Source organism: Marinobacter sp., assembly GCF_041687235.1.
GTDB lineage: Bacteria > Pseudomonadota > Gammaproteobacteria > Pseudomonadales > Oleiphilaceae > Marinobacter.
The window spans coordinates 81,724-96,820 of record NZ_JAWLCH010000009.1; the positions used below are offsets into that span (position 1 = coordinate 81,724).

13 protein-coding genes are annotated in these 15,097 nt (G+C 57.7%); 5 read left to right on the forward strand and 8 right to left on the reverse strand.

All coding sequences use genetic code 11. From position 1 onward, the window contains the following. Positions 1–1,899 carry a protein-disulfide reductase DsbD gene (dsbD, locus tag ACESMK_RS13520; protein ID WP_372999646.1) on the reverse strand — a complete coding sequence of 633 codons (1,899 nt, stop codon included), beginning with the start codon at positions 1,897–1,899 and terminating at the stop codon, positions 1–3. 160 nt (positions 1,900–2,059) lie between these two features. On the opposite strand from dsbD, the gene ACESMK_RS13525 reads away from it, so the two are divergent. The 3 genes from ACESMK_RS13525 to pdxB are packed head-to-tail and all read left to right on the forward strand — an operon-like array spanning position 2,060 to position 5,099. After that, positions 2,060–2,650, forward strand: a complete 591-nt coding sequence (locus ACESMK_RS13525) for an elongation factor P hydroxylase (RefSeq protein WP_372999649.1) — start codon at positions 2,060–2,062, stop codon at positions 2,648–2,650. Next, positions 2,647–3,930, forward strand: a complete 1,284-nt coding sequence (locus ACESMK_RS13530; RefSeq protein WP_372999652.1) for a DEAD/DEAH box helicase — start codon at positions 2,647–2,649, stop codon at positions 3,928–3,930. Before ACESMK_RS13525 ends, ACESMK_RS13530 begins: the two co-directional genes overlap by 4 nt. Before the next feature lie 17 nt (positions 3,931–3,947). Next, positions 3,948–5,099, forward strand: coding sequence for a 4-phosphoerythronate dehydrogenase PdxB (pdxB, locus tag ACESMK_RS13535; protein WP_372999655.1), 1,152 nt, complete (start codon positions 3,948–3,950; stop codon positions 5,097–5,099). A gap of 53 nt (positions 5,100–5,152) precedes the next feature. Here the strand turns inward: pdxB and htpX are convergent, their stop codons facing one another. The 3 genes from htpX to ACESMK_RS13550 all read right to left on the reverse strand — a co-directional run bounded on the left by htpX (position 5,153) and on the right by ACESMK_RS13550 (position 7,829). After that, a complete protein-coding gene (htpX, locus tag ACESMK_RS13540; RefSeq protein ID WP_372999658.1) occupies positions 5,153–6,037 on the reverse strand; it encodes a protease HtpX in 885 nt (294 codons plus the stop codon). 95 nt (positions 6,038–6,132) lie between these two features. Beyond that, the gene (locus ACESMK_RS13545) at positions 6,133–6,603 is read right to left on the reverse strand and encodes a hypothetical protein (protein ID WP_372999661.1); all 471 of its coding nucleotides are present in this window, start codon (positions 6,601–6,603) and stop codon (positions 6,133–6,135) included. Positions 6,604–6,614: 11 nt separating this feature from the next. Continuing rightward, positions 6,615–7,829: a pyridoxal phosphate-dependent aminotransferase gene (locus tag ACESMK_RS13550; protein ID WP_372999664.1), complete on the reverse strand. Its 1,215-nt coding sequence runs from the start codon at positions 7,827–7,829 to the stop codon at positions 6,615–6,617. Between the two features lie 253 nt (positions 7,830–8,082). Between ACESMK_RS13550 and ACESMK_RS13555 the strand changes: the two genes are divergently transcribed. After that, the gene (locus ACESMK_RS13555; protein WP_372999667.1) at positions 8,083–8,574 is read left to right on the forward strand and encodes a glutathione peroxidase; all 492 of its coding nucleotides are present in this window, start codon (positions 8,083–8,085) and stop codon (positions 8,572–8,574) included. Here the strand turns inward: ACESMK_RS13555 and ACESMK_RS13560 are convergent. Continuing rightward, a complete protein-coding gene (locus tag ACESMK_RS13560) occupies positions 8,563–10,911 on the reverse strand; it encodes an ATP-binding protein (protein WP_411289512.1) in 2,349 nt (782 codons plus the stop codon). The two genes, ACESMK_RS13555 and ACESMK_RS13560, sit on opposite strands and share 12 nt — an antisense overlap. Before the next feature lie 53 nt (positions 10,912–10,964). Then, positions 10,965–11,732, reverse strand: coding sequence for a hypothetical protein (locus tag ACESMK_RS13565; protein ID WP_372999669.1), 768 nt, complete (start codon positions 11,730–11,732; stop codon positions 10,965–10,967). Between the two features lie 237 nt (positions 11,733–11,969). Between ACESMK_RS13565 and ACESMK_RS13570 the strand changes: the two genes are divergently transcribed. Continuing rightward, positions 11,970–12,980: a LysR family transcriptional regulator gene (locus ACESMK_RS13570; protein ID WP_372999672.1), complete on the forward strand. Its 1,011-nt coding sequence runs from the start codon at positions 11,970–11,972 to the stop codon at positions 12,978–12,980. On the opposite strand, the gene ACESMK_RS13575 is transcribed toward ACESMK_RS13570, so the two are convergent. Both ACESMK_RS13575 and ACESMK_RS13580 read right to left on the reverse strand, forming a co-directional pair. Next, positions 12,969–13,934 (reverse strand): GNAT family N-acetyltransferase, encoded by a 966-nt coding sequence (locus ACESMK_RS13575; RefSeq protein ID WP_372999675.1) that lies wholly within the window; start codon positions 13,932–13,934, stop codon positions 12,969–12,971. The two genes, ACESMK_RS13570 and ACESMK_RS13575, sit on opposite strands and share 12 nt — an antisense overlap. A gap of 5 nt (positions 13,935–13,939) precedes the next feature. After that, positions 13,940–15,091, reverse strand: a complete 1,152-nt coding sequence (locus ACESMK_RS13580; RefSeq protein ID WP_372999677.1) for a JmjC domain-containing protein — start codon at positions 15,089–15,091, stop codon at positions 13,940–13,942. Positions 15,092–15,097 lie beyond the last annotated feature (6 nt).

Below are 15,097 nucleotides of genomic sequence, written 5' to 3' on the forward strand. Positions count from 1 at the left end.
TTACACCTCCGGGCGCACTCTCTGGAGGTGGCCAAGGAATTCCTCCCGGTCCATTTCGCCCAGTACCCGGCGTTGGGGCAGCTCTTCACCGTTGCTGCCATAGAACAGGATGGCGGGTGGTCCGAAAAGGCCGAGTTCGTCCAGCAACGCCTGCTGATCGGGTGTGTTGTCGGTCATATCGATCTGCAGCAGGGTGTAGGGGCTGAGGGCCTGGATGACGTCTGGTTTGCTGAAAACATTGCGCTCCATGACCTTGCAGGAAATACACCAGTCGGCATAGAAATCCAGCAGGACCGGACGGCCCTGTTCCCGGGCCTGTTGCAGCATTGCCCGGATTTCGCCGGGCTGCTCGACACGCAGGAAATCCGCATGCTGGTTGCTCGCCGCGCCGCCGCCACCGGGTGATGCGGAAGCCACTGTGAACTGTGACAGTGGCTTAAGGGGGTCATTGGCGCCGCTCACAGCGCCGGCGAGCAGGGCCAGGCCATAGGCGAACAGGACCAGGCCAAGGCCCTTGCGGGTCCGTTCCCAGCCGGCTTTGGCGGCATCGAAGGCGCCTAGCTGAACACCGGTGATGGCGATCAGAAGCCCCCAGAGAGTCAGTGCCAGCCAGCCTGGCACCAGGCGTTCAACCAGCCAGATGGCCACAGCCAGCAACATTACGCCATAGAAGTGTTTTACCGCGGTCATCCAGTGACCGGTGGTTGGTAGCAGTTTCCGGCCACCCACCGCGACCAGAATAAGCGGAATGCCCATGCCGAGTCCGAGTGCAAACAGTGCCACGCCTCCGATAACGGCGTCCTGGGTTGTCGAGATGTAGAGCAGGCTACCAGCCAGTGGAGCGGATACGCAGGGCGAAACGATCAGTGCCGACAGGGCCCCGATACCGAAAATACTGAATACTCTGCTGCCCGTGAGCCGGTGGCTGGCGTCATTCAATGGTTCGCGAATGAAGCGTGGTAGCTGGATTTCGAACAGGTCGAACATCGACAGCGCAAAGATCACGAACATCAGGGCAAAGACACTCAACACCCACGGCGATTGCAGTTGCGCTTGCAGGTTGAAGCTGGCGCCGAGCAGCCCGGTCAGGACCCCGGCCGCAGCATAGGTCAGTGCCATCCCCAGAACATAGCTGCCCGACAGAAGCAGGGCATGGCCTGTTGTCCGGGTATTCCTGCCGGATACCAGTGACGAAATGATCGGTACCATGGGGAGAACGCAAGGTGTGAAGGTCAGTCCAAGCCCCAGCAGAAGAAACACGCCGGCGATCACCAGCGTGGATTGCTGGGCCAGAAAGCCCGCAAGGCCTGTGGCGGTTTCGGTATCGACGGGCGTGTTGCCGCCACCTCCCGAAATACCTGCGGCGGATGCCGCCTCCGCATCAGAGCCGCCACCCCCCTGATAGAAGAGCACGTCGCGGGTCTGGGGTGGGTAACACAGTCCTGCTTTGGCGCAGCCCTGGTACGTTACCTGTAGCTCGGCTTCCCGAACTCCGGACGGGAGCGAGACCGGAACACGGACCTCAACGGGGTCAAAAAATACGGTGGTCTTGCCAAAGAATTCGTCTTCGGTCTCTGTACCCGGAGCCGAAAACTCAGGTTCTCCGACAACGACATCGGGATTGGTTGCTTCGATGCTCACCCGCTCGCGGTAAAGGTAGTGTCCGGGTGTGATGTCCCATGAAAGAACCACCTTGTCCGCATCGGTGGTGAAACTGAACGGCAGCGCTTCATCGACCGGAAGAAAATCATTGCCCTGGCCGCCAAACAGGGAGCTTCCATTGCCGCCAAGCGCCCAGGCAGGCGACGAGGCGAAAAATATCAGGGCGAGCGCCAGAATCAGATTCAGTGGATTTGCCCATTGGCGTTTCATCTTCGGTACGTCAGCGAAAGCCATCATCGATTGTAGGAGTTCCCGGTTAGTGTCTCTTGGGTTAGAGTCTTTGCAAGTCGGACTGTTACAGCGTTGTCGCCACCGGCTCACGCCAGCAGTGGACACGGAGGACCTGTCAAAGTTCCCTCTGGTATTGGGGGCGGTAAAGTCGCACAATAGCCACCCAATGAATCACAGTCCAAATGATCTTATCATGCTGTTTAATGACCTTTTCCGGGAAGCATACCGGACGGTCCTGGTCAAAGGCAGCGATGAACCTGAATACTTGCCTGCGAGCGGGCCGGAAGGTCTTGCACAGGTCATTTTTGCTCATGGCTATTATGCCAGTGCTTTGCATGAAATAAGCCACTGGTGTATTGCTGGTGAGCACCGGCGCACACTTCACGATTATGGTTACTGGTACTGTCCGGATGGCCGTACACTGCAGCAGCAACAGGCCTTCGAACAGGTTGAGATCAAGCCCCAGGCTATCGAGTGGTTGTTTGCCCTGGCTGCGGGATCCCGTTTTCACATCAGCGTGGACAACCTCTCCGGAGCGGGCGCCGCAAATGAAGAACGGTTCCGCCACAATGTGCGGATCCAGGCGAGAGAGTATCTGGACCGGGGGTTACCGCCCCGGGCACAGGCCTTTTTTGATTCGCTGGCAACATTTTACGGTACCGGAGCTACCCTACAAGAGCGTTGGCATGAAGATGCCCGACGCATTGCTCCGTTATATTCTGAATCAGGACATCCCAGGAAAACTGAGACTCTATGACATCTGACCCAAAACACACCGGCGACCTGAGATTCAGCGATCTGAACCTCGACAAGCGTTTGCTGGATGCCATTACGGCCATCGGTTTTGAATACTGCACACCCATCCAGGCGGAAACGCTGCCCTGGACACTGGCCTGCGAGGACCTGATCGGTCAGGCCCAGACCGGCACCGGTAAAACCGCTGCGTTTCTGATTACGGCAATCCAGAGTCTGCTGGAGACCCCGATTCCCGAAAAAGACCGTTTCGCCTCCGAGCCCCGGGTACTGGCCCTGGCGCCCACCCGGGAACTGGCCATGCAGATCGCCAAGGACGCAGAACAATTGTGCCAGCACACTGGCCACAATGTGGTGACGGTTGTTGGCGGTATGAACTATGACAAGCAGCGGGACCAGCTGCAGAACGAGATCGTCGATATTCTCGTTGCGACTCCGGGACGCCTGATCGATTTCCTCGGTTCTCAGGACGTCTTCCTGGATCAACTGGATATCCTGATTCTGGATGAAGCCGACCGCATGCTTGATATGGGGTTCATTCCAGACGTCAAACGGATCATCCGTAAATGCACCCCCAAGGATGAGCGCCAGACTCTGCTGTTCAGCGCCACATTCAATCAGGATGTCCTGAACCTCGCCTCCATGTGGACCAGTAATGCCGAGTTCGTGGAGATTGAGCCGGAACAGAAGACGGCAGAGCGGGTGGAGCAGACAGTGTACCTGGTGGGCGACGATGAAAAGCTTCCGGTTCTGGTTAACTTCCTGAAGCGGCCGGAAGTAGAGAAGGCGCTGGTATTCGCCAACCGGCGGGATCAGTGCCGCGATCTGGAAGAAGATCTCAGGAACCAGGGGGTCAAAGTGGCCCTGATGTCCGGGGAGATTGCGCAGAACAAACGCCTCAAAACCCTGGATCAGTTCAAGAAAGGCAGCATCCAGGTGCTTGTCGCCACCGATGTGGCCGGCCGCGGTATTCACGTGAACGGCGTCACCCATGTCTTCAACTACAATCTGCCGGATAATGCCGAGGATTACGTGCACCGTATCGGTCGCACGGGAAGGGCTGGCAAACACGGGGTTTCCATCAGTTTCGCCGGTGAGGACGATTCCTTCGCGCTTCCGGCCATTGAGACCTACATCAGTCAGAAGCTGAAGACCGCAGTGCCTGACGAGGAACTCATGGCGGCAATGGATAACCCGCCGATTACCCGCAAACGTGGCCGACGCCCTCAGGGATCAGGTGGCCGTGGCCAGGGCGGACGTAATCAGCGTCAGCGCAGGAACTGACAGGGTCAGGCATCATCATGTTGATCGTAGCAGACGAAAACATTCCCTTGCTGGATTCCTTCTTCGGCGATATCGGTGAGATACGCCGGGTCTCCGGCCGCTCCATGACTGGTGAGGACGTCCGTGACGCGGACATCCTGCTGGTGCGATCAGTCACGAGGGTAAACCGTGAACTGCTGGAGGGCAGTCGGGTCCGGTTCGTAGGTACAACCACGATCGGTACCGACCATGTGGATCTCGACTGGCTGGAGCAGGCGGGTATCCGCTTCTCCGCCGCGCCGGGCTGCAACGCCAACAGCGTGGCCGAATATGTGCTGTCGGTGCTGTCGCTCCATGCTGAACGACGTGGTTTGTCGGACTGGTCGCAGCTCAGCGTCGGCGTTGTGGGTGTTGGTAATGTTGGTGGCGAGCTGGCCCACAAACTGGAGCGCCTTGGCTTTGAGGTGCGCCTTTGCGACCCACCCAGAGCTGACCTCGAGCCGGATGATGAGCAGTTTGTGGCGCTTCAAGAGGCCATGAAATGCGATGTGGTGTCCCTGCATACACCTCTCACAAGGGAGGGAAGCCATCCCACGTTTCATATGATCGGGCAGGCGGAACTTGCGGCATTGGGCGCAAGCCAGTTACTTATCAATGCCGGTCGTGGTGAAGTCATCGACTCCTCAGCGTTGCTGGCGCGTCTAAGCCAGGGAGATGCACCCGTCGTGGCTCTGGATGTTTGGGAACAGGAGCCCAGAATCCATCCGGAGCTGGTGGATAGGGTGTGGCTGGCCACACCCCACATTGCCGGGTACAGCCTGGAGGGCAAGGTTCAGGGAACGGAAATGATCTATCAGGCCCTGAGCCAGTTCCTGGGGCTGCCTGTTCGCAAAAAGGCCGGCCAGTTTTTGCCGGAACCGGCGCTCAGCAAGGTTTCCTTTACCAGTTCGGCAGAGGAAGAAGATGCGATCCGGATTGCACTGAGGGCCTGTTACGACCCTCGCCGGGACGATGCCCGGCTTCGTAACGCCATGACCGGCTCCCTGGAAGAGAGAGGCGCGGCGTTTGACAGGTTGCGTCGGGATTATCCCGTTCGTCGTGAGTGTTCCAGTCTCAAGATTCAGCTCAAAGGAACCAGTAAGTCCCTGCAGGACAGTTTCCGGGCCGTCGGGTTCAAGCTGAAAATCTGATCGGGGCAACGCCCGAAAAACAAGAAACCGGGGCCGTTCAGGCCCCGGTTTTTTTAGGACAGCCTGGCGTTCTGCAACGCCTGTATCCGGTCTTCCAGCGGGGGATGGGTCATGAACAAGGCGCTCAGGCCGCCTCGGGCCCCCCGATTGATACCAAACGCCTGAAGGCTGTCGGGCATCTGGTCTGGCACTTCACTTTCCTGCTTTAGCCGTGCCAGGGCGCTGATCATGGCGGAACGACCGGCGAGCTGGGCACCAGCGATATCCGCCCGGAATTCCCGGCGGCGAGAGAACCAGAACACGATGGTGCTGGCCAATATACCCAAAACAATTTCAGCAACGATGCTGACGGCGAAAAAGCCCAGCCCGTGCCCGCTCTCATTCTTGAAGACCACCCGATCAACGAATGAGCCAATGACCCGGGAAGCAAAAATAACGAAGGTATTCACGACCCCCTGAATCAGGGCCAGGGTTACCATGTCACCATTGGCAACGTGACCGATCTCATGACCCAGGACGGCCCGGATTTCATCTTTGTTGAAGCGGTGCAGAAGCCCCTCGCTGACCGCAACCAGCGAATCGTTCTTGTTCCAGCCGGTGGCAAAGGCGTTGGATTGCGACGCCGGGAAAATGGCGACTTCCGGCATGCCGATACCAGCGTTCTTGGCCAGCTCGGCCACAGTATCCACCAGCCAACGTTCTGCCGGTGTTCGCGGAGCGTCGATAACCCGGGCCTTGGTGCTCCATTTGGCCATTCGCTTCGAAATCAGCAAAGACACGATAGCGCCGGCGAATCCGAAGACCGCGGCGAAGGCCAGCAAAGAGCCATACTGAATACCATTCTGGGCGAGGTAGCTGTCCACACCCAGGAGTCGCAGCGTAAAGCTCGCGACGAGGATTACAGCAAGGTTGGTTGCCAGAAACAGCAGAATACGCATGTTGGTTTCCTGATCAGTTTGTAACAGAAAATAAAGCCGTCTTTCAGACCGTTATATGCGTCCGCGGTTCAATCAATCAACGGGCTTACGGTGATTTAATAATTATCCCGGTCCGCGAAGAAGGTTGCCTGCATGATCTGGCTGATGCGAGCCGAGTTACCACTACGGAGTGCAGTCCGGATCAGATGGATATGGGTGGAGAGGTCATCCTGAACCGATGGAGGCAGTGTGCTGGCGGAGCCCTCTTCAGGCACTCCGAACTCCCTTGCCAGGGCCTGTGGCGCTGGGGCGCTCAGGCGGATAAACGCATCCCGGGTCAACACCGCCTGATCCAGAGCTTCCTGGCGAATGGTGTCGATGTAACGGAGCAGGCCTTCTTCTGAAAGCCAGAGCAGGGCGCCAAAACAGGCCATGTGTCGCTTGCTGTGCAGGCCAAACTCGTCTGGTTCATCGGGGCCGGCAATGTCCTCAACGAACAGGTTTATCCGCCGGGGAAATACGCCGTAAAGCTGAACCAGGGCGATGGCTGCATCCTTGTAGAATTCCTCGACGTGAATATCCGCCATGGTTTTCCCCGTTATTGCTGGTATTTGCCAAGGAAATTTCCGAGCCGCCCCATGGCGTCCTCCAGGGTATCCTCCCGGGGCAGGAACACCACTCGCAGGTGCTGCTTGTCGTCAATGTTGAATGCGGAGCCTTGCACCAGAAGGATTTTTTCCTGCAGAAGCAGGTCGAGAACCAGCTTTTCATCATTCACAATCGGAAAGTGCTTTGGGTCCAGTTTCGGGAACAGGTAAAGCGCACCCTGTGGTTTGACGCAGCTTACCCCCGGAATGTCGTTGAGCATTCGCCAGGCGGTTTCCCTCTGTTCGTACAGGCGCCCGCCCGGGGCTACCAGATCGTTGATGGACTGGTAACCTCCCAGCGCCGTCTGGATCGCCAACTGGGCCGGTACATTGGCGCACAGGCGCATGTTGGAGAGCATTTCAATGCCTTCGATCAGATCCTTGGCTCGGTGTTTGGCGCCGCTGATGATCATCCATCCCGAACGGTAACCCGCCGCCCGGTAGTTCTTGGAGAGGCCGTTGTAGGTAAAAAACAGCACATCGTCGGCCAATGAGGCAGTGGAGATGTGCTGGGTGCCATCGTAGAGAATCTTGTCGTAGATTTCGTCGGACAGGATGATCAGGTTGTGTTTCCGGGCCAGTTCGATCACCTGTTCCAGAAGCTCTTTCGAATAGACGGCCCCGGTGGGATTGTTGGGGTTGATCAGGACAATTGCACGGGTCCGACGGGTAATTTTCTTGCGGATGTCATCGATATCCGGGAACCAGTCCTGTTGCTCGTCGCAGCGGTAGTGCACAGGCTTGCCGCTGGAAAGCGTAACCGCTGCTGTCCACAGGGGATAGTCAGGAGCCGGGATGAGCACTTCGTCACCGGTGTTGAGCATGGCTTGCATGGTCATGACGATCAGCTCGCTGACACCATTGCCCAGAAAGATATCGTCGATATCGACCTTGTCGATGCCCCTTTGCTGGCAATAGTGCATGACCGCCTTTCGGGCGGAGAACAGCCCCTTCGATTCCACATAGCCCTGGGCCAGATGCATGTTGTAGATGACATCCTGCTGGATCTCTTCCGGCACATCCAGCTCGAACGCGGCAGGGTTGCCGATATTGAGCTTGAGTACCCGATGGCCTTCTTCTTCCAGTCGACGCGCTTCCCGCAGAACTACGCCACGTATTTCATAACACACGTTATCCAGCTTGGCGGATTTGTAGTAGTTCTGCATAAGACCCTGACGTCCTTCTTTTGAGATCGAAAAATGGCGCCTGCCAACACGACAGGCCTTTATTCTAGCGGAGCGAAGGGCAGCGGCAACAGGGGAATTATGATGAATTGTGGCGTTGTAAGGCAGATTTAGGTCACAAACCTGAACCGGTTTTTAAAAATGTGGCCGGTACAGCCTGCAATGCCATGGTTTTCTGGTCTGCAATGTGAACAATGGATGGGCGTCAAACACACCGGATTGGAAGGAGAAGCCAATGGCTGGCGAGACGGTATACGATTTTAAAGTGCGTGATATCAACGGTAACGAACAGAGCATGGCAGAGTATAAGGGCAAGGTGCTCCTGATCGTGAACACCGCCAGTAAATGCGGTTTCACACCACAATTCGAAGGTCTGCAATCCCTGCACAGCGAGCTTGGGGGCAAAGGCTTCGAAGTCCTGGGTTTTCCCTGCAACCAGTTCCTCAACCAGGATCCGGGCGACGAGAATGCGATCAGTCAGTTCTGCAGTCTCAACTATGGCGTGGATTTCCCGATGTTTTCCAAGATTGACGTCAATGGTGATGGCGCCCATCCGCTGTTTCGGTTTCTCAAGCGTGAAGCCAGGGGGCTCATGGGGTCTGAAAAGGTGAAGTGGAACTTCACCAAGTTTCTGGTGGGGCCGGATGGCCAGGTTGTTCGTCGCTACCCGCCCACGACAAAACCCGAGGATATCCGGGCCGACATCGAGAAGCTGCTACCGGCCTGACGTCTCCGAAGAGCGAATTGGGCGCCAGCGATCAATCATCGCGCGAAGTTCCTCGCGTTTGTAGGGCTTGGTAATGTAATCGTTCATGCCTGATGCAAGGCAATCCTCGCGGTCGCCCTGCATCACATTGGCCGTAACCGCAATAATGGGCAGATCCTTCCATGCCGGATTCTGTCGAATCCGCTGGGTGGCCTCGTAACCGTCCATGACCGGCATCTGGCAATCCATCAGCACCAGGTCATAGTGGTGCTTCTCCAGTGCCTGTATGGCCTTGAGACCGTTTTCGGCGTGATCAGTCCGGTGCCCCAGTTTTTTCAGCAGACTGCTTGCCACCAGTTGGTTGACCTGATTGTCCTCAACCAGAAGGATCGCCAGAGGTTGCTCGGTTGAGGCCAGGTCTTTGGTCGTCGCCTCAGGAGCGAGCCGCTCATCCTCGGTAACCAGACCAGCCGCCAGGCCAAGGCATCGAAGTAGTTCATCCCGCCGTAACGGCAGCGACAGAAGCTGTTGTCGGCCCCTGGCGGGCGGCAGAGTCCCGGTAAAGTCCGCAAGGATCACTCCGGCGCCTTGCCAGCCGGCAGCAAAGGCGAGGGCTTCTTCATCGTCAGCGCTTGCCAGCGCCAGGAGAATGCCGTCCGGATGTCGGCTTGCGCCCCGGATCGGAATGCCCCATTGCCTGAGCTGAGCCTCGATCGGAGAACGGTGCGGGCTTTCCGGGGGAATGGCCATGGCGATGCCGATGTCTTTGAGCCTGCCGTTCACCTCAGGTGGCTCATGGTCGCCGCCGATTTCGTGGACAGGTAAGGGCAGGGTAACCGTGAAGTGGGTGCCTTTACCCTCCCGGGAGTCCACCAGAATCTGTCCATGCATACGTTCCACCAGCTGGCGGCATAGCGTCAGGCCGAGTCCGGTGCCTCCGTAAAGTCGGGTGGTGTCCACATCGGCCTGGGAGAAGGGTGAGAAAATCCGGTGAAGTCCCTCGTTGGACATGCCGATCCCGGTATCCACCACATCAATTCTGAGACTGCCTCCTGAGTAACCGGCCCGAATTCTCACGCTGCCCTCGTCGGTAAACTTGATGGCGTTGCTCAGCAGGTTATTGAGCACTTGTCGGACCCGCGTGGGATCTCCGAGAAAGTGTTCCGGTAAGTCCGGGTCTATCTCGGTCACCAGATGAATCAGCTTCCGTCGTGCCTGTTGTGCGTGGAGGGTTGCGCATTCCTCGATCAGGTGCCGGACGCTGAACGGGATGTTCTCCAGGCTGAGCTTGCCGGCCTCCACTTTCGAAATGTCCAGAATGTCGTTCAGCAGGCCGAGCAGGCTCTCGCCTGCGTTCAGGGCGATTTCCATTCGGTTACGCTGAGCCGGGTCCAGTTCGCCTTCAAGGGCCAGGCCAAGCATGCCCAGGACGCCATTGAGAGGGGTGCGGATCTCGTGACTCATACTGGCCAGGAAATTCGCCCTTGCCCGGGCCCGTCGGACGGCATCTTCCTTGGCTTTCACCAATGCGCGGTTGCCTCGTTGCAGGGCTTCGTTCTTTTCAGAAATTTCCCGGGTGCGGTCCGCCACTTCCTGCTCAAGCTGGGTTGAGTAGTTCTTCATGGTGCTTTCGGCGTGCCGGAGTTGCGCAAGGCTGGAATCGATGGTTTCCAGATGCTGATTGATGATGCCTACCATGGTTCCGATCTCGTCTTCCCGGTGGTTTGCCGGTATCGGAAGCCTGACTTTCTCCGGTGAGCTGGCGCGGACCTGGCTGAGAGCGCTGATTACATTGAGCATCGGGCGCGTCAGCACAAAATAGAAAATGGCCAGCAACGCGGCCGATAGGATCAGGCTTTTCAGCAGCCCGGTGATCAGCGTGTATCCGGCCCGCTGCAGGAATTGCGCGCCGTAGTGATAAGTGTCGATGGTGACGATCAGGTGCCCGAGTGGCAGGTCCTCAAGCTGGGGCACCTGCAGTTGCTGCCGAAACACCCGGTCAGATCCGAACAGCAGATCGCTGATCCATCGGTAGGGCGACTCCGGACTGCTCTTGCTGGATGCAGCCATGGTCTCTTCATCGTTATCCGTAATCCTGGCATCTATGGTGGCGGGGTGACGGAGCAGGCCATCAAGTAACTCTTCCGCCAGTCTGACATCGATGTTGTAGGCAATCTGGGAGGCCGGGCTGTTGCTGATATCGATCAGCGCATGAATCTCTTCTTCCATCGATTGCCTGGCGCTGAAGTAATCCAGGGTAATCTGGACGACATTGAGCACAAGCCCGAGGGCCATGGCAACCAGCACCGTGTCTCGAGTCAGTCGATAGGAAAGTCGTTTCTTGAAGCCCTTGGTCACGGGTATGCACTGTCCCTGTTGGCGGGCCTGGAATGATGACCCGATCTGTGCCTTCAGTCGTCGTAGTCAGCCTTTTTCTTCCACTCGTCGTCGTGGAGGAAGGTATCCCACTCACGATCCAGCTTGGATTCTCCCTGTGGGCTCTCTTTGCCCTCCGCGCTCATGGCCTCCAGTTCCTTGATGCGGGTCCGGAAGCTTTTGACCGCTTTCATGGCAAGGGGGTTATCACGGGACTTGCCCATTTCCGTGCTGGCCAGGTGATAGGCATGAATGGCCTTGCGGATCTGGTTCTGACGCACGTAATCCCTGGCCTGAAACACGTGCAGGTCCGCGTGGGTCTTGTGAACGAGAAAGAGCACGTACTTGAGGTTTTTCTTCGCCGTGGCCGAATCAATACGCCCACTCTTGTGCATGGCTTCGATCATCTTGAACAGATTCTGAAGCAATTCCTTGACGTAATTGGATTTTTCGGCGGAATCAATCTTGACCGGAGTGGTGGTGTCCCGCTTTTCGATGATCTGTGTTTTCAGTTCGGCTGCAGAGTTCTGCCACTCTTTGACTGGCAGGTTGGACTTCAGGCCGGCAAGCTCCGTACAGGCTTCTTCCATGCGTTTGATCAAGAGCAGTTTCAGATCGGCCGTCAGATACTGGCCGGGAATTTCGGTCAGCAGACGATTGGCTCTGTTATAGGCGTCTTCCTGGGCCGTAATCTTCCGTGCCCGTTCAATCCGGGCGCGCTCACGCATCTGACTGAGCACAATAATGACAATCGAGACGGTAACGATAGCCGCCAGCAGAAGGACGATCGTAGTGGTATCCATTTTGTCAGTAACGACTCCGGCTTCAGGATCAAATGATGGCGGGTCTGTGAACCGGCCTCAAAATACCGATATTATTCAGCAAGTATCCGAAAGACTAGCAGAAATACCGAAACAGATCCTTGTTCAAATGTGAAAGTTCGTGTCGCGGATTGATTACGTGAATCATCGGTATCATGTATATTGTTCCCGTGAATGGCCCAGGCTATCCAGCGTATTTACTGGCTTTCCGGAGTTGCTGTGGATATTTCCCGTGTTGATCTGAACCTGCTCGTCTATCTCGATGTGTTGTTGCGCGAGCGGAACGTCACCAAGGCCGCCAACCACCTGGGAATCACCCAGCCTGCCATGAGCAATGGCCTGAGGCGGTTGCGCGACCTGTTCAGCGACCCGCTTCTGGTACGCACCAGTGAGGGCATGACGGCAACGGAGCGCGCGCGGGAACTGCAACCGCTGGTGCGGGGAATTCTGTCGGATATTGAACAGGCGGTGCAGGAAAAGACACCGTTTTCGGCACTCGAAAGCCAGCGCGTGTTCCGGATCATGGCCAGTGATTATGCGGAATCCTGTCTGATGCCGCGGGTTTTGCGGCGAATCCGGCAGGAAGCCCCCCACGTCACACTGGACGTGCTCACGCCCAGTGATGTCAGCTTTCTGGATGTGGAGCAGGGCCGTCTCGACATGGCCATCAACCGGTTTGACAAGATCCCCCAGTCGTTTCACCAGAAGACCCTCTGGACCGAGTATTTCGCCTGCCTGATGAATGCCCGGAATCCGGTGCTTAAAGAGCCCTTTACTCTCGATACCTACCTGGACGCCAGCCACATCTGGGTCAGCAAGACCGGGTTTGGCGTTGGTGTGGGGGTAAACCCCAAGGATGTCCAGCGGCTGGGGTGGGTAGACGAAGCCCTGTCGAGAATGGGGCGCAAGCGCCAGATCTCGGTGTTCACCCGGCATTATCAGGTGGCTATGCTACTGGCGGAGCAACATGATCTGATTGCGACTCTTCCTTCCCGGGCAGCCTGGCTGCAGAAAGACAACCCGAATCTGGTGGTGAAGGTACCGCCGTTCGAGATCCCGCCGTTTGAACTGAAAATGGCCTGGAGCCCGCTGTTGCAGCACAATGCGGATCACCAATGGCTGCGCAAGCTGATTGCCGAGGTGGCTACCGAGGTAGATACCGAGTTTGCGCCGTTCGGGGCCAGGTTTGAAGCGCCGGACGCGCCCCAGGCCCATCACTCAGAGCGGTAGTTCCCGGAGTTCCAGGGAAGGGCGCGCCGCATCCCACATACGCTGGAAATTTTCAGACAGCAGCTTTACCCGGCCGCTGTCCGAGAACTTGGCAAAACCTTCGGGTTTGTAGAAGTCATGCCGGTACACCACACCTTCCCGATCGGCCAGGATAAAGGGCTGGTCCTCAACCGGGTAATCCTCGTTGACCAGCCTGAGCTCCATACGGCTCGGAAGCCGTCGCATCAGTTCCACCAGCGTATGGCGGCGCTTCACCAGGGGCTTGTCGTCGTGGATCAGCAACCTTACCTCACTGAGTCGGTGCCTGCGGGCAAGCGCGGATATCAGTTCCCGGAAGCGGTGCCGGTCATACAGGTCATGGTCGAGCAGCCGATCGTACAGCCAGATGCGCTGGCCGGCCTGGCCAACCACGGAGTCCATCAGGTTCAGAAGCCGGGCCTCGGTATCGAACAGCCAGGAATCCGTATCGCTGCCCAGAATCATTGGCTGGTCCCTGCCGCCAAGGGGCTCGGCGGCAAGATCCGGCGCCAGGCAACGCATGTCAAAGTGGGGAATGCCGGCGTCGTCATAAACGCCCGAGCAGACATGGAAGCCTGATCGCTGGTAGAAGGGAATGGCGTGTTCCTGTGCGGACAGCCTGAGCTCGGAAAACCGGTCGGCGGATTCTGCCACCAGGTGCCTCAGTAGTGCTTCCCCGATGCCCTGTCCCCGATACCGGGGCAAAATCGCCATGCGCCCGATATGGCCGGTTTCTTCGAGGGTCGAAAACAGCCGGGCTACCCCGGCGGGGGTGTTGTCCGGGAGCACGGCGAGGTAGTGATCGGCAATTTCGTCGGTTTCATCCCACTCCAGCTCCGGGGGGACTTTCTGTTCCTCAATAAACACCTGCTGGCGAATATCCCGGATAGATGCCGGGGCCAGTTGCCAGCTGTATTTGCGAAACCGAATGTTCATAATGCCTATTCGAAGTAAACAGAGCCCTGATTGTAGAGCGTGGTCAGAAGCCCAAGCAACGCGTCATCTTCGGCAAAGCGGGCCAGGGCGACCATGTCCACGCGGGCGGCGGAACACAGCAGCGGAGCCAGCGGTCGGGCATCGCCCTTGAGCAGGAACTGCTCGCCATCGACAAACAGGGCGGTTTCACTGGGAAAGTCGTAGTAGGCGAAACGGGAGCCTTCGTTCCAGCGCAACTGCTCGTCCGAATGAATGGCTTCGGCAACATCCTCAGTCGACGCCGGCTCCTCGGCGGGAACAACAATGTCCATGCTCTTGGGCGCGGTTGAGTACTGGCCAAACCAGAGGGCCAGTTGCCGTCGGTCTCCGAGTTTTTCCCGGATAATATTCTCAAGGCGGTCAACCACATCGGGTTGAATGGTGCCCGGGTTGTCCTGGACCTGAAGATCCGGATCATTCAGATGATCGGCCGCGTCGGACTGGCTGCACAGGAAGTCGGTGAAGCCCGTGAGGATATCGTCCATGGTGGGTGCCCGGAACCCGACAGATAACGTAATGCAGTCGTCCTCGGCCACACCATGGTGGCCGATGCCGGGGGGCAGGTACAGCATGTCACCAGGTGCCAGGGTAACGGTTTCTTCGCCATCCCAACTGCTCAGAATGCGGAGCGGGGTGCCCTCCACCCGGGGGGAGGTATGGTCGCAATGACCTCCAAAGGTCCATCGGCGATGACCCTGGGCCTGGAGCAGGAATACATCGTACTGGTCGTAGTGGGGGCCGACGCTGCCACCTTTCGGGGCAAAGCTGGCCATGATGTCATCCAGGCGCCAGTTGGGAATGAACCGGAAGTGCTCCAGCAGATCGGCAATGTCCGGCACCCAGTGGTCCAGCCCCTGCACCAGCAACGTCCAGTCCTGCTCGGGCAGGGAACTGAACCGGTCCGGCGAGAAGGGGCCATTGTGCAGCTGCCAGGGCTTGCCATCGTCGTTTTCAATGACAATCCGGGACTCAACGCCTTCTTCACAGGCCAGACCGGCCAGCTCATCGGCACTGACCGGGCACTGGAAGCCGGGGAAGGCCTGGCGGATCACCAGAGGCTTTTTCTGCCAGTAATCCCGCAGAAATTCAGAGGGTGTCAGTCCGCCAAGCATGTCCATGGGTGT

Coding starts and splice junctions, on each gene's coding strand:
- dsbD (WP_372999646.1), bottom strand. CDS start 1,899: ATGATGGCTTTCGCTGACGTACCGAAGATGAAACGCCAATGGGCAAAT.
- ACESMK_RS13525 (WP_372999649.1), top strand. CDS start 2,060: ATGAATCACAGTCCAAATGATCTTATCATGCTGTTTAATGACCTTTTC.
- pdxB (WP_372999655.1), top strand. CDS start 3,948: ATGTTGATCGTAGCAGACGAAAACATTCCCTTGCTGGATTCCTTCTTC.
- ACESMK_RS13545 (WP_372999661.1), bottom strand. CDS start 6,603: ATGGCGGATATTCACGTCGAGGAATTCTACAAGGATGCAGCCATCGCC.
- ACESMK_RS13555 (WP_372999667.1), top strand. CDS start 8,083: ATGGCTGGCGAGACGGTATACGATTTTAAAGTGCGTGATATCAACGGT.
- ACESMK_RS13550 (WP_372999664.1), bottom strand. CDS start 7,829: ATGCAGAACTACTACAAATCCGCCAAGCTGGATAACGTGTGTTATGAA.
- ACESMK_RS13580 (WP_372999677.1), bottom strand. CDS start 15,091: ATGGACATGCTTGGCGGACTGACACCCTCTGAATTTCTGCGGGATTAC.
- ACESMK_RS13565 (WP_372999669.1), bottom strand. CDS start 11,732: ATGGATACCACTACGATCGTCCTTCTGCTGGCGGCTATCGTTACCGTC.
- htpX (WP_372999658.1), bottom strand. CDS start 6,037: ATGCGTATTCTGCTGTTTCTGGCAACCAACCTTGCTGTAATCCTCGTC.
- ACESMK_RS13575 (WP_372999675.1), bottom strand. CDS start 13,934: ATGAACATTCGGTTTCGCAAATACAGCTGGCAACTGGCCCCGGCATCT.
- ACESMK_RS13530 (WP_372999652.1), top strand. CDS start 2,647: ATGACATCTGACCCAAAACACACCGGCGACCTGAGATTCAGCGATCTG.